Source organism: Pseudomonas sp. DCB_AW, assembly GCF_026240895.1.
Lineage (GTDB): Bacteria > Pseudomonadota > Gammaproteobacteria > Pseudomonadales > Pseudomonadaceae > Aquipseudomonas > Aquipseudomonas kermanshahensis.
In genome coordinates, this window is sequence record NZ_JAPFCE010000099.1 from 1 (window position 1) to 15,308 (window position 15,308).

Genomic DNA, 15,308 nt, shown 5'->3' on the forward strand with positions numbered 1-15,308 from the left:
CGCCTCCCGTTGCTCACGCGCATAGTTGAGCGCGTGCAAGGGTTTGCCGATCAGGTGGGTCAGGACACTGCCGATCAAGGTGTAGGCCAGCACGATCCACAGCAGGTAGCCATGCACGGTGAAGGGTGAAACTCGTCATCACATTGCGTGGTGCGCCATAAACGCCGTACAGGCCGGATTGGCTGTAGTACTCACGGTCGAACACGTTGTTCAGGTTCACCGATGCACTCAAGTGCTGGTTGATGTCATAACGAGCCATCAAGTTGGTGACCGCGTAGCTGCCCTGGCTGAAGGTGTGCAGGTCGGCGCCGACTTTGCTCTGCCAGTTCACCCCACCGCCGACCGTGATCTTGTCCAGTGGCCCATGTAGCCGGTAGCTGGTGAAGGTCTTGAAGCTGTTGCGCGGCAGGTTGGTGTTGATGCGCTGGTCGTCGGCGTCAGTGGTCACCGAATAGGCATAACCGGCCGATGCTTGCCAGCCTTCGGCCAGCTCGCCGTTCAGCTCCAGTTCGATGCCCTTGGAGGTGGTGTCCTGTTCGGCGCTGTAGACGTTGTCGTGTTGCCAGATGGCCAGGTTGTCCTGCTCCAGCTTGAACACCGCGAGGCTTGAGTTGAGCTTGCCATCGAGGTGTGTGCCCTTGATGCCGAGCTCGTAGCCGACACCTTCCATCGGGTCGAGCGGCTTGTTGCTCTCGTCGGTGACCCACGAGCCCTGCGGGTTGAAGATTTTGGTGTAGCTGGCGTACAGCGACCAGGTGTCGTCGAGGTCGTAGACCACGCCGGCATAAGGGATGAATACGCCGTTTTCCTCACGGTTCACTTCGGTTTCGTCGCCGCCATACGGCCTGTCCGAGGTGTCGCGCTTCCAGTTGATCAGGCGGCTGCCAAGAATCAGGCTGAGGTCGTCGGTCACGCTGAAGCGCGAGGTCAGGTACGCCGCGTACTGGTCTTCGTCAATTGATGACTTGCCGCTTTCGACGAAGTCCGGCTTGGCAGACTTGCCGTCCCAGGTGAACAGGTTGTCGATCACACCCGCTGGCGAGCCGGCGTAGTCATAGCGCCAGCCGCCCCAGCTTGGGGTGTTTTCCCGGTATTGGGACAGGGTCATGCCGGTAATCAACTCATGGTCACGCCCGAACAGGCTGAACGGGCCGGTAACGTACAGGTCGAGGTTGTCTTGGCGTGGGGTGCCGGAAAAACGCACGGGCAACTGGGTCAGGCCGCTGCCCTCCGGGCTCAGCTCACCCATGGCAAAGTTGAACAGCTCGTCGAATTTGTTCTCCGCATGGGTGAGCTCGACCTTGCCGCTCCAGCCGTTGCCCAGTTGCTGCTCAATGGAGGTGAAGAAGCTGGTTTGCTCGTGATCGTTGTACGACCAGCTTGGCGCGGCATTGAGCGAGCGCTTGAGGTTGGTACGTTCACCTGTCGAGAAACGCGTAGGCAGGCCCGAGCGCAGCGGCGAGTCGATGTCGCTGCGCAGGTAGCTGAAGCCCACGGTCAGCAGGGTGTCTTCGCTGAGGTCGAATTCGGTAATGCCATACATCAGCTGCGATTGCTGGTTGTAGCGGTCAATCCAGGCTTTTTCGGTTTTGTAGTCGGCGACGAAGCGCCCCCGCACGTTGCCGGTTTCGGTCAGCGGCCCGGACACATCAAAACCGGTGCCATAGCGGTCCCAGTTACCCGCTTCGCCGGTGATGCTGGCCTGGGCGTCGGCGGTGGGGCGCTTGCGGATCAGGTTGATCGTCGCCGAGGGGTTGCCCATGCCGCTGATTAGGCCGGTGGCGCCGCGCACGATTTCGATGCGGTCGTACATCGCCATGCTCTGCGAGTAGTTGTCCAGGCGGGTACTGGTCGGCACACCGTCGACCTCGTAGTTCTGGATGGCAAACCCGCGCGACCAGTACGAATCGCTCTCCGAGCCCAGGCCATCGCGAACCACGGTGATGCCTGGCGCGGCTTCCAGCGCGTCGGTGAGGTTGGTCAGACGCTGGTCATCCAGGCGCTGGCGGGTCATCACGGTCAGCGATTGCGGGGTCTCGCGGGGGGTAAGGTTGAGGCGCGTGGAACTGCTCGACGAATAGGTGGTGTAGAGCCCGCTGCCTTCGGTGGTCGAACCCGGCGCCTTGCCAGAGATGGACACCGCGCTCAGCTCCAGGGCCCCCGCGGCAGTGGCTTGCAGCGAATAGTTGCCGTTGACGCCGCGGCTGGCTTCAAGCCCAGTGCCAGCCAGCAGCATCGCCAGGCCTTGGTCGATATCGAAACGGCCCTGCAGCCCGCTGGTGCTGCGGCCCTCGGTCAATGCCGTGGGGTAAGACAGCAGAATGTGCGCGGTCTGGCCAAAGCGGGCCAATGCGGGCGCCAGTGGGCCGGCAGCGATATCGAAATCGGCCTGCGCCTGCTCGGCAGCGGTGGCCCAGCCGGGCGTCAGCAGCAGCGGGGCGCTTGCACTCATGCAAGCGATGCCCTGGACCACTGCGCCGGCGAGTTTTTGCGTAACCGATAACTGCCAGCCCTGGCGTTTGCGTGCGGTGCGATTCACGAGTGTTCCCCCATTGATTTGAAGTGCTGAGGGTTAAGTCTCGTGAGACGCGAAATCGGACCACCTCTGTGCAACTTTTTTTTCGTCAGGCCATGCGCGGCTTCAACGTCACCCAGTAGCGGGTGAAATGCTGCACGTCGAGCTGCAAGGTGTCCGCCACTGCGGTGATGATTTTTTCGGTGTTATCCAGCGGGAACGTGCCTGACACACGAAGGTCCGCCAAGGCGGGGTCGCAGGCCAGGTGCCCACGGCGATAGCGGCTGACGTCGTCGAGAAAGGCCGCCAAGCGTTGGCCTTGGGCAACCAGCATGCCTTGGCTCCAGGCCGGAGCGACGGGGGGCATGGACTGACGGTCGAGCACGCCCTGGCGGCTGAAGCTGGCCTGCTCCCCGGCACTCAGCAGAAGGGGTGGATGGGGCTGCAAGGCGGGTTGCACCGACAAGCTGCCCTGATACACGCTGACCTGGGTGAGCTCGGCGTGCAGCCTCACATTGAACTGCGCCAGTGTCGATGCGAGGCGGCCATGCACGGTGTCCACCCACAGCGGCCGGGTATCGGCGCGGGGCGAGCGGCTGATCAGCACCTCGCCGCGCAGCAACCGCAAGCGGCGTGCCTGATGGTCGAACGCCACATCAAGGGCGCTGTCGGTGTTCAGCTGTACCTGGGTGCCATCGGCCAGCGTCAAGCGCCGTTGCTCGCCAATGCGGCTGTGGTAGTCCGCGCGCCAGTCTTGTACCAGCGCGGCGTCTTTCAGGTACCAGGCGCCGGCACCTGCGGCCATCAGCAGCGACAGTTGCTTGAGCGCCGTGCGCCGCGACAGCTGCTGGCGTAGCGCCGCGTGGGCCAAGGGGCGTTGGCCTGGGCTGCGCATGTCCTGCATGCGTTGGGCGAACACCTGGGTCCGTTGCCAGGCGTGCTCGTGCAGCGGGTGCGCCTGGCGCCAGCTCATGCAGGCGGCCAGGGTGGCAGCGCTGACGGCCGGCTCTTGCAGTTCGAGGTGCCACTGCATGGCCTGCTCGGCCACCTCGCCGGGGATCGACGCTGAGCCCTGGCCGTTCATGGCAGGTCCAGGCTGTGATCGAGCATGATGCACAGGGCGCCTGCCTTGACGATGTAGCGCTTCACCGTGGTAATCGACACGGCCAGCCGCTCGGCAATGTCCGCGTGCCCCAGGCCATCCACCTGCGACAGCAGGAACGCCTCGCGCACCGGGCGCTCCAGGCCGTCGAGGGCGGCGTCGAGGGCGATCAGGGTTTCCAGCAGGATCGCCTGGGTTTCCAGGCTGGGCGCGACCTGTTCGGGCAGGGTCGCCAGCGCCTCGAGGTAGGCGCGTTCGAGTTTTTGCCGGCGAAAATGGTTGCACAAGACGCTTTGCGCCACCTTCGCCAGGAAGGTGCGGGGTGCATGCAACTGTGGCACGTGTTGTTTGTTCAGCAGGCGCAGGAAGGTGTCTTGCGCCAGGTCCGCTGCGCTTTGCGAGCAGTTCAGCCGCAGCCTTAGCCAGCGCGTCAGCCAGCTGTGTTGCTGGCGATAGAGCAAGGCCACATCGCACAGAAGGGGATCAGGGGAAGGGAGCATGGAGTGCGGCCGCCGCAGGGGTCATTGTTGCAAACGATAATGCTTATCATATATACGGCTTGGGCAGCCCTGCAATACGCGCGCGCTGCAAATGCCTTGGCGGTCTCTGGTCCGATATAAAACTGCTGCCCACCGGGAAGGCGCACACTGGCTGTAGCTCAGATCATCTGAGCATTGAGAGGTGTGTATGACCACTGGCAAGCGCTTCACAGAGGCTGATGCCCCCGCTGTCGAACCAGGGCACGGCGAAGACTGGCCAACCGGGAAAGATGAAGACGATACCGAGGCGCAGACGCCGACGGAAAGCCAAAGAGGTTCCGGCCATCCCGACCCGTCCAGAGCCTCTGCGGCAGAGCGGTACAGCTATCAGCCGAAGCAGAAAATCAGGCCATAACGCTGGCTAAACGGCAGGACGTACAGGCGGCAGGTAGGGAAGCAGGCGTTCGGTCTCTTTCCTGACCACCGCGTAACACTCGCAACTGAGCTGCTCCAGGTGTGCCCTGTCGAGCACCCTGATATGCCCCCGGTTGTATTCGATCACGCCCAGCCGCTGCAGTTTGCCAGCGGCGTCGGTCACCCCTTCGCGGCGCACGCCCAGCATGTTGGCGATCAGTTCCTGGGTCATGCACAGCCGGTCGCCCGGCAGGCGGTCCAGCGACAGCAGCAGCCAGCGGCACAGTTGCTGGTCGATGGAATGGTGCCGATTGCACACCGCCGTTTGCGCCATCTGGGTGATCAATGCCTGGGTGTAGCGCAGCATCAACATCATCAGCTCGCCATGGCGGTTGAACTCGTCCTTCAAACGCTGACATGGCAGGCGATAGGCATGCCCGGCGCTTTGCACGATCGCGCGGCTGGGGGTGCTTTCGCCACCCATGAACACGGCGATGCCAACCAGCCCTTCATTGCCCACCACCGAGATTTCCGCCGAGGCGCCGTTCTCCATCACGTACAACAACGAGACGATCGCATCGGTGGGGAAGTACACATGCCGCAGGGTGTCGCCGGACTCGTAGAGCGCCTTGCCAAGTGGCAGGCTGACCCGTTCCAGGTGCGGTTCCAGCCGGCCGAATGTCTCCGCAGACAGTGCGGCCAACAGGTAATTTTGCCGGGGGTTGGAGGTGGGTTGCATGCTCGGGACCGTCGGGGGTAGCGGTTGTCGCAACAAGGTTAGCCCCCACGCGCACGTGCTGCATACCCGTCGGCGTTCAGTTGATGGGCAAAGGGGACGGCTGGTACTCGGCGATCACCTGGTGCAGTACGCCATCATCCTTGAGCGGCAGTACCGCTTGGGCCAGCCGCTGGCCGTCGAGGGTCAGGGTCAGTTCGGCATTAGCGCCGTTGCGTACTTCAATGCGGTACGGGGTACTGCCGAATCGGTAGTGCAGGGTGTACCCGGGCCAGTCCGCTGGCAGCAGCGGCTGAATCCGCAGGGTGTCCCCGCAGCGTTGCAGGCCCAGCAGGCTCTCTACGATCAGCCGGTACATCCAGCCAGCGGAGCCGGTGTACCAGCTCCAGCCCCCGCGCCCTGCGTGAGGGGCGACGGCGTAGACATCGGCGGCCATCACATAGGGCTCGACCTTGTACGTGTCGATCAACCCATTGCTGCCCTGGCGCACCGGGTTGATCAAGCGCAGCAGTTCCCAAGCCTTGGCGGCATCGCCCAGGCTGGCATAGGCCATGCTCGCCCAGATGGCCGCGTGGGTGTACTGCCCGCCATTTTCGCGTACGCCGGGCAGGTAGCCTTTGATGTAGCCGGGGTCGAGGTCACCGTGGTCGAAGGGTGGGTCGAGCAGCTTGACGATGCCGATGTCGCGGCGCACCAGGTGTTTGTCCAGCGCGGCCATGGCGGCCCGTGCCCGTCCATGCGGGGCAACCCCGGACAGCACTGCCCAGCTCTGCGCCAGCGAGTCGATGCGGCACTCCTGGTTGCTGGCCGAACCGAGCACCTGGCCGTCGTCGAACCAGGCGCGGCGGTACCAGCCACCGTCCCAGGCATGCTGCTCCAGGTGCTCGGCAAGGGTGGCGGCCTGGCGGCTGCACTGCAGGGCGAAGGCGCTGTCGCCGTGGCCCAGGGCGACGCTGGCGAACGCCCGCAACACCTCGTGGCCGAAGAACCCCAGCCACACGCTTTCGCCCAGGCCTTGTTCACCGACGCGGTTCATGCCGTCGTTCCAGTCCCCGCTGCCCATCAACGGCAGGCCGTGGGCACCATATTGCAGGGCATGGCCGAGGGCGCGTTGGCAATGCTGGTACAGGCTCTCGACCAGGTTCGCCTGGGTGGGCAGGTCGTAATAGGACTCTTCGCCGGCATTCAGCGCACGCCCCTGCAGGTACCCGACCGGCTCGTCCAGCACCGCGTGGTCGCCTGTCAGTGCCACATAGCGGCTGGTTGCCAGCGGCAGCCACAGCAAGTCGTCGGAGCAGCGGGTACGCACCCCGCGCTGCAGCGGTGGGTGCCACCAGTGCTGCACATCGCCTTCGGCATACTGGTGCGCGGCGCACGCCAGCAGGTGCTGTCGGGCCAGGGCTGGGGTGGCGTGGAGCATGGCCATGCTGTCTTGCAACTGGTCGCGAAAACCGATGGCGCCGCCGGACTGGTAAAAGCCGCTGCGCGCCCAGAAACGGCAGGCAATCACCTGGTACAGCAACCAACCGTTGGCCAGCACATCCAGGGACGGCTCGGGGGTTTCGATCTGCACGCTGCCCAAGGTGTCGCGCCAGTAGGCCTGGACCTTTGCCAGTGCGTCCAGGGCCGCGCGCAGCCCTCGGTATTGCTGCACGCAGTGGCTGGCGGCCTCGGCGTTTGGCCCGGCACCCAGGCGGAACACCACGTCGCGGCTTTCGCCCGCTTGCAGCAGGACGCTGACCTGCACGGCCGTGCACGGGTCCAGCCCGGCGCCCGTGCGCCCTGACAGCCGCGCCTGGCGCAGGCCTGCCGGGGCTTGGCAATCGCCATTGCGCCCGAGGAACTCGCTGCGGTCACAGGTAATGCCATACAAGGGCAGGTCGCAATCGACAAAGCCCACATGCCGGGCAAACGCCTCGGCATAGCGGTTACGGGCAAACACGGCGCCGCTGGCCGGGTCGATTTCAGTCACCACGTGCATGGCCGACTTGCTGCGCAGGTCGCCCAGCACCCACTCGACAAAGCAGGTCACCGACAACCGTCGCGCCTGCGTCGAGCGGTTATGCAGCTTGAGCCGACTGAACTTGATCGGCGCATCCAGCGCGACATACACCCATAGCTCGCTGTCCAGGCCGTCGTCGGCGTATTCGAAAACGCTGAAGCCAAAGCCATGCCGGGTGCGATAACGGCCAGGGCCTGGGCAAGGCATCGGGGTGGGCGACCAACACTGCCCGCTGTCTTCGTCACGCAGGTAAAGGGTTTCGCCGCTGGGGTCGCAAACCGGGTCGTTGTGCCAAGGGGTCAGGCGGTATTCGTGGGCGTTCTCGTACCAGGTATAGGCACTGCCGGCCTCCGACAACACGCTGCCAAACTGCGGGTTGGCCAGGACATTGACCCACGGCGCCGGGGGTGGCAGGCCATCAGCATGGGCGATGACGTACTCACGGCCATCGGCGCTGTAACCGCCGTAGCGGTTGCCCAGCACCCGTGCCGGTGCGTCTGCCAGCGAGCGGCTATCGAGTTTGCTCGGGGGGTAGGCCAGGGTTGTCTCGAACACGGCGGGGGCAGGCGGCGCGTGGCGGTGATGCAATTGCTCGGCCAGCGTGCCGTGGCTGTCGCTGAGCACCAGCCGCGCCACCGACAGGGTAAGGGTGCGGTCCTCTGCCGACAGTTGCTGCGCCGGGCGCACGAAGATCCCGCCGGGGCGATCGAGCAGCGCCGCCTCGCTGCCGGAGGTGACGATGCCCATGATCTGCTCCTGCAATTGCTGGCGGTAGCCGGCCTGGTCTTCGTTCCAGATCACCAGGTCCAGCGCCAAACCCTTCTGTCGCCAATAGGCATGGGCGAGCACCATTTGCTTGACCAAGTGCAAGTTGGCCGGGTCAGCAATCTGCACCAGCACGATCGGCAGGTCCCCCGACAGCCCTTGACCCCACAGGCCCGACTGGCTGCGCCGGTTGCTGGCCAGCAGGGCGCCGCTGGCCCGCAGCGCCGCGTTGGGGTAGAGCACCGACGCGGCCATCTGCTCGAACAGCCGGGCATCGTTGAGCGACCCATTCAGCTGTCGCAACTGCACCTGGCTATGGGGCCAGGCCAGGTCGAACACCCGGTCGGCCAAGTGCCGGTCGCGGTACCTGGCAATCTGCTGCAGGCAGGCGTCGCGGCTGTCGGTCACGCCGGTGACCAGGTCGACCGTGGCCTTCTGGCCAGGCGCCAGGCTGATGCGGCAGCGAATCGCCACGATCGGGTCGAGCACTGCCCCGGCACTGTCGGACAAGGCCTCGGTGTGGCGGTCCAGTGCCGCCGGGGCCACCAGTGTGCGGCCACGGCCGATGAAACGCGCACGGTCGGTTTCGTAAGACACCGCATCGATGTCGGCGCCATGCACGGCCAGCACATGGCACATCCACGGCACCGCGTCCTGCTGCGAGCGCGGCCGCCGGGTGCAGATGATGGCCTGCAGCGGGCGGACCAGTTCGGTCTGCACGAACAGCTTGCTGAATGCCGGGTGCAGGGCATCGCTGAGCGCCGGTGCCAGCACCACTTCGGCGTAGCTGGTCAGCTCCAGGGTGCGCGGCTGGTCACTGTGGTTGGTCAGGTGCAGGCGTCGCAGTTCGATGTCGTCTTCGGGGGACACGGCTATTTCGGTATGGCAGTCGAAGTCGTTTTCACGGATGCGGAACTCGGCGCGGCCATCGCTGAAAATAGCCTCCTGATTACTGCCGCGGTGCCGCGTGGGCTGGTAAGTGGTTGACCAGAATGCACCGCTGGCGACGTCCCGCAGGTAGCAGAAGCTGCCCAAGTCATCGCGGGTGGCGTCTTCGCGCCAACGGGTCACGGCCAAGCCATTGCGCTGGCTGTAGCCACTGCCGACATGGTTGACCATGACGTGGTAGCGGCCATTGGAAAGCAGTTGCACGGCGGGGTGGCGCCGGTTCGGTTCGCTGAACACCCGTAGCCGGGTTTCGCCTGTGTGGCCTGCCGCGTCCACGGCCGGTGCCTGCAGGGTATGCAGGTACGGCGCGGCGGTTTTCGGCACGCGTTCCTGTAACAGCAGCAGGCTGGCCTGGCATTGCGGGTCGGAGGTGAAGCGCCGTTGCATGGGTTTGTCCAGCAACAAGGAAGTCAGGGCCAGCAGGCTCATGCCCTGGTGGTGAGCCATGAACGAGCGGATCACCACGGCGCTCTGGCCCGGGGGGAGGCGCGCCTCGCTGTAGTCAATGGCTTCGTACAGCCCGAAGCGGCCAGCCAGCCCCAGGGTGCTCAGGCGTTGCAAGTTACGGCAGGCGGCGCCCGGCGCTACCAACAGGGCCAGCGCACTGGCGTAGGGGGCGACCACGCGTTCTTCGCCCAGGCCGCGTTTGAGGCCCAGGCCGGGTACGCCAAACGCGCGATATTGGTAGTTCAGGTGAGCGTCCAGGGCGTTGTAGGCCGACTCAGAAACGCCCCATGGGATGCCCAGCAGGTTGCCGTGGTCGATCTGCCGTTCGACCGCGGCGCGGCAGGTCTGGTCGAGCAAGGTGCCTTCGTAGCTCGGCATCACCAGCAGCGGCATCAGGTATTCGAACATCGACCCCGACCACGACAACAGCACCGGCACGCCGGCATTGCTGGTGAGTAGCCGGCCCAAGGCGAACCAACTGGCCTGGGGGACTTGGCCCTGGGCGATGACCACGAAGTTGGTCAGGCGCATTTCCGAGGCCAGCAAGTCGTAGAACGCGGTGTCCAGGCGATGTTCATCGGCGTTGTAGCCGATGGCGAACAGGTCGCGCTGGGTGTCGTAGAGGAAGCTGAAGTCCATGCTGGCGATGGCGGCGATCCGCTGCGCCAGGCTGTGCGCTTGCTCGATGCGCTGGCAGGCCTGCGTGCGGACGGTGGCCACGGTCAGGCGTTCGTCGGCGGGCCAGTGGTCCGGCTCTAGCTGCGCAAGCTGGCGCCAGCTCAACGCGGCCTGAAGCGCCGGCGCATTGCCGGGTGGCAGTTGCAAGGCCTGAATTTCGCCAGCCAGGTCCAGGCATTGCTGATGCAGGGCCTCCAGCCAGAACAGGCAATCGTCGGCCTCGGTAGCGGGCGGGGCGTATTGTTGGATCAGCCCTTGTACTTGCTCGGCGAGCTGCTGCATCAACGAGGCAGGCAACGGGGCCGGTTGCTCATGGGCTTGCCGCAGCTGTTTGCCCAGCGCTTCCAGCGGTTCGCCAGCCCGGCCTGCGGTGGCGAACGTTTCGTGCAGGATATCGAGCGTGTCCAGCAGGCCCTGGCTCAAGCGGCGGTCAAGCACAGGGGTATCGGCCATCGCCAGCAGCCCAGGCTTGAGCGTCAGCAGCAGGGCCGCCAGGTTGCCGCTGTCCACCGCAGAAATATACAGCGGGTGCAAGGGCGCGCGGGTCTGGGTGTCGTACCAGTTGTAGAAGTGCCCCTTGTAGCGCTCCAGGTGGTCCAGGCTGTCGAGCATCTGGGTCAGGCGCTGGAACAGGCGGCCGGCCGTCAGGTAACCAAAATCATGGGCGGCCAAGTGCGAGAGCAGGGCCATGCCGATGTTGGTCGGCGACGTGCGGTGAGCGATGTTGGGGAAGGGCGGCTCCTGTAGGTTGTCGGGCGGCAGCCAGTTGTCGGCAGGGCCTACATGGCGGTCGAAGAAGGCCCAATTGCGCCTGGCCAGCCGGTGCAGAAAACGCAAGTCCTGGGCCTGCGGTGCAAACACGCTGCGCCCGCGCGTGCGGCTCAGCCACCAGGCCAGGGCCGGGCCAAGCAGCCACAGCGCCAGAATGGGCGACGCCAGCAGCAGGACACTGGGGTGTAGCGCCAAGGCGCCCGTCAGCAGCAGCACCAGGGCGGGCTGTACCCATTGCTCGCGATACACCGCCTGCAGGGTATCGGCACTGTTGCGTTCATCCTCCCGCGAAGGGTTCCACTGCAGCAGCCGGCGTTTGCTCACGGTCAGCCGCCACAGCGTGCGGGCGATGGCATCCAGGCTGTAGCGGGTCTCGAACGGCAACCAGGCCAGCGACAACCCGGCCCGCACGAAGTAGATGCCCGAGGTGTGCAGGGCGGCAAGCAGGTGCTCGGCCAGTGGCACATCAGTGGTCTTGCGCACCAGTTCGAGCAGCGTGTCCAGCAGTGGGCGGGTCAGCAGCAGGCCCAGCAGCGCGACGGTCCACAGCAGCGGCGTGGTGCTGGCCAACCAGCCCCACAGCAATGCCGTCAGCAGCGCGGCCGGCTCCAGGCTGCGGCGCAGGTTGTCGAAGATCTTCCACCGCGACAGCGCGCTCAGCGGGCGCTGCGCCTGGCCTTCGACGCCGGTGCGCAGCCACGGCACCAGCCACGGCAGCAGTTGCCAATCGCCGCGTATCCAGCGGTGGCGGCGCTTTACATCGGCGCTGTAACGCGCCGGATACGCCTCGAACAACTGCACGTCACTGAGCAGGCCGGCATGGGCGTAGCAGCCTTCGATCAGGTCGTGGCTGAGTACACGGTTGTCGGCAAAGCGCCCGTCCAGGGCCCGCTCGAAGGCATCCACGGCGTAAATGCCCTTGCCAATGAAGGAGCCACTGAGGAACAGGTCCTGGTACACGTCCGACACCGCCAGGGTGTAAGGGTCGACCCCGGCATCGCTGCCGAACAGGCGGGCGTAGGGGGAGCGCGACACGCTGGGCAGGCTGATGCCGACCCGTGGTTGCAGGATCGCGTAGCCTGACTGGATGCGGCCGCTGTCGGCATCGAAGCAGGCGCGGTTCAAGGGGTGCTGCATGGCACCGACAAACTTCTGCGCCACATCGCGTGGCAACTGGGTGTCGGTGTCCAGGGTGATGACGTAGCGCACCCGATCGAGCGTGCGCAGGTCGCCGACGATGCGCATGAAGCACTCGGCCCCGCGTCCGCGCAGCAGGGCATTGAGCGCTGCGAGCTTGCCGCGCTTGCGCTCGTGGCCCATCCAGCATCGCTCGGTGGGGTTCCACAGCCGCGGCCGGTGCAACAGGAAGAAGCGCTCACCGTATTTCTTGTTCAGTGCACCAATACCGTCACTGGCGAGGTCGAGCAGGGCCGTGTCTTCGGCGCAGGTTTGTGTGGGGGCGTCCATGAAGTCGCTCAACAGCGCGAAATGCAGGTGGTCATCACGGTTGGCCAGGTAGCGCACCTCAAGGCCTTCGACCAGCTCTTCGACGTCGGCCGCGTTGCCCAGCAGGCTCGGCACCACGACCAGGGTGCGGGCCTCGACGGGAATCCCCGCGGCGTAGTCCAGCCGTGGCAGAAACGCAGGCTTCACGGTCAGTGTCACCAGCCAGTTGACCAGGCCGATGGCAAGCCGGCTGGTGGTCAGCAGCACGGGAAGGGCCATGGCCGTCACTGCCCAGGCAGGCCAGCCCTCGGCAGCCATGCCCGCGACGAAGCCCCAGGCCAGCAGGCACGAGAGCAGCGCCGACGGCACCAGGTAGAACGCCAACGGTGCCCGGTGCAACAGGCGCTGCCAGCGCTCGGCAAGCGCCACCCGCGCCCCCAGGCGCTGTTCCAGCAACGCCAGGCCAGCGCCTGCCAGGTAATAGCCGACGTGGGCTGCCTGTGGGTGCGACGTCGCGCTTGCGGCACGCGCCAGTTCGATGGCGGTGTGTGCCACCTGCTCTTCACTGAAGGCGCTGTGCCGCGCCAGCTGTTCTACGATGTGCCGATAGTGATCACGGCTGGCGAAGTCCATGGCTGCGTATACGGCGGCGGGGTCTTGGCCGAGTACTTGCTCGACATGGCTCAGGTGTTCGACGAACAGCCGCCAGTCCACGGTCGACAGCAGCCGCAGGCTGCCGATGCTGTTGCTGATGGAGACCTGGTCGATAGCCTGTTGTTGCGCATCGAGCTGCACCTGGCGCTCGATGCTCATTGCCGACTCGCCCAGCAGTTGCTCGATCCAGGCCAGTGGCTGGGTCAACGCGCTACTGTGGCCCTGCAGTCGCCTGGCCAGCTCGGCGACGAAGGCGGCGGTCATCGGTGGCTCCGAGCGGGCCATGTCGGCCACCACCAGCACCACGCTTTTGGCATCGCGTTCGGCGGTTTCGCTGAGGGTGTCGGCCCAGCCATTGGCTAGGTCGCGATCCGCCCCGTTGGCCATGACCCGTGCGGCCACGCGGCGCAAGTTCTCGATCAGCGCCAGCCTCAGCATGATCGGGATCGCCCAGAGCTCGCCCAGGGTCAGCGTGGCGGTTTGCTGATAGGCCTCGACGAAGTGGCTCAGGCTCTCGACGTCGACCCGGCCATCGCCGTGGCAGATAGTTTCCAGCGCAATGTCATAGACCCGCGGCAAGCCGCTTGAGGCGCCATTGTCTAGCCGGGGCAGTTGCAGGCTGTAATCGCTGGGCAGGTGGCGTTTGGCGATGCGGATATGGCTTTCGACCAGGTAGAAGTTGTCGAGCAACCACTGCGCGGCAGGCAGCGTCGGGCGTGAGTCGGGCAGGGCGGCGGCGAGGGCGGTACAGCTTGCGTAGAGCATGCGTTCGTTATCGGCCAGGCGGTCGAGCAGCGAATCGTCGGCAGGCAACTGGCTCAAGCGGTGCTGGCTGGCGAGCCAGGTGCCGTGCTCGGCCAGTTGCTTGGCGCTGTACAGCTCCGAGCGCAGCAGGCTTTCGTAAGTGAACGCGTGCCGTGGCGCGCGCCAGCGCCGGGCACGGTTGGCCAGGCGTTGCACGTAGCTGAGTGCGCGAAGCCAAGGGTTGTCCATGGGTGTCGGGTGCCGTGAGCTGACCGGTAGATAAGCAGTGTGCGTGGGGCAGGCAGGCTGGGTCTGTACGGTAGCGAACAGACCCGCCCGGGTAGAGGGCACATGCTGCTCCTGCCTCCCGTTGAACCTGTTCCGCCATAGGAGTTTGCCCCGTGCTTTCCCTCGCCCTGATGCCCCCTTTACCGGCGCCGATGTACAAGCCGACCGTGTCGCCCCAGCAGATGCTGGGCATGGTCTGCCATGACCTGCGTACACCGCTGCAGGCCGTGAGCATGGCTGCAGAGTTGCTGTCGCGTCGCCAGCACACTGCCGATACGCTCAAGCTGCTGGGCACCATCAGCGATTCGGTGGCGCGGGCCCAGCGGCTGGTGGCGGACCTTCTGGACTACACGTTGCTGCAAGAAGGGCGAGGCATTGCCCTGCATCCTGTGCTGTGCGACCTGTCAGAGGCTGTTGCAAGGTGCGTGGAAGAGCTGCGCCTGACCTGCCCCGATTACCCCTTGATTCACCTGCACCTGGGCGAGCGCAGCGCCCTGTTCGACAAGGACCGCCTTCATCAAGCCGTCAGCAACCTGGTCGCCAATGCCGTCGCCTATGGCGAGCGCGGTGCGCCCATACAAGTGACATCGCGCAGTTATGGGCGTGCAGCTACCGTGAGCGTACACAATTGGGGCGTACCCATCCCTGCCGAGCTGCTTGGGCGCCTGTTCGAGCCGCTGGTACGCGGCCAGCAACGGGCTGCAAAGGCCGGCAGCATTGGGCTGGGACTGTTTATTGTCAGGCAGATAGCCCAGGCGCATGCAGGTGAAGTTTCGGTCACATCGACCGAGCAGGCGGGTACTACCTTCTGCATCACCCTGGCGATGCCACTCCCGCAGTGATCACATGACCCGCCCTTTGTAGGAGCAGCCTTGTGCTGCGAAGAGGCCGGCGACAGCACCGTTGATCTTCGTAATGTTCACTGGCCTCTTCGCAGCACAAGGCTGCTCCTACCGGGAAGTGTGCAGCCATTGCATGCCAGGCTCAGGCACGTGTTTTCTGCATCAACCTGGCGATGCCGATACCGCAGTGATCACATGACCCGCCCTTTGTAGGAGCACCTTGTGCTGCGAAGAGGCCGGCGACAGCCCCGTAGATCTTCGTCATTTTCACTGGCCTCTTCGCAGCGCAAGGCTGCTCCTACCGGGAAGTGTGCAGCCTTTGCCAGCCTGGTCAGGCGCCTATTTTCTGCATCACCCTGGCGTTGCCGATACCGCAGTGATCACATGACCCGCCCGTATATAGGAAGAGCACAAGGCTGTACTCCAGACACGAGATGCCAGCGGGTATGCCTTCTTTTGCTTGAACACTGGGGGGGG

6 protein-coding genes are annotated in these 15,308 nt (G+C 65.1%); 1 reads left to right on the top strand and 5 read right to left on the bottom strand.

Annotated features, from left to right (window positions below; all coding sequences use genetic code 11):
* Positions 1 to 13 precede the first annotated feature (13 nt).
* The 5 genes from OO306_RS26440 to OO306_RS26460 all read right to left on the bottom strand — a co-directional run bounded on the left by OO306_RS26440 (position 14) and on the right by OO306_RS26460 (position 13,950).
* Positions 14 to 2,452, bottom strand: coding sequence for a TonB-dependent receptor (locus OO306_RS26440; protein WP_265970277.1), 2,439 nt, complete (start codon positions 2,450 to 2,452; stop codon positions 14 to 16).
* 172 nt (positions 2,453 to 2,624) lie between these two features.
* Positions 2,625 to 3,599, bottom strand: coding sequence for a FecR domain-containing protein (locus OO306_RS26445; RefSeq protein ID WP_265970273.1), 975 nt, complete (start codon positions 3,597 to 3,599; stop codon positions 2,625 to 2,627).
* Positions 3,596 to 4,117, bottom strand: coding sequence for a sigma-70 family RNA polymerase sigma factor (locus OO306_RS26450; protein ID WP_099454554.1), 522 nt, complete (start codon positions 4,115 to 4,117; stop codon positions 3,596 to 3,598). The genes OO306_RS26445 and OO306_RS26450 overlap by 4 nt, the downstream gene beginning before the upstream one ends.
* Before the next feature lie 400 nt (positions 4,118 to 4,517).
* Positions 4,518 to 5,249, bottom strand: a complete 732-nt coding sequence (locus OO306_RS26455; protein ID WP_265970274.1) for a Crp/Fnr family transcriptional regulator — start codon at positions 5,247 to 5,249, stop codon at positions 4,518 to 4,520.
* A 76-nt stretch (positions 5,250 to 5,325) separates the two neighbouring features.
* On the bottom strand, positions 5,326 to 13,950 hold the full coding sequence (locus OO306_RS26460) for a glucoamylase family protein (protein ID WP_265970275.1): 8,625 nt from the start codon (positions 13,948 to 13,950) through the stop codon (positions 5,326 to 5,328).
* 152 nt (positions 13,951 to 14,102) lie between these two features.
* On the opposite strand from OO306_RS26460, the gene OO306_RS26465 reads away from it, so the two are divergent.
* Positions 14,103 to 14,831, top strand: a complete 729-nt coding sequence (locus tag OO306_RS26465; protein WP_265970276.1) for a sensor histidine kinase KdpD — start codon at positions 14,103 to 14,105, stop codon at positions 14,829 to 14,831.
* The last annotated feature ends 477 nt before the right edge of the window (positions 14,832 to 15,308 follow it).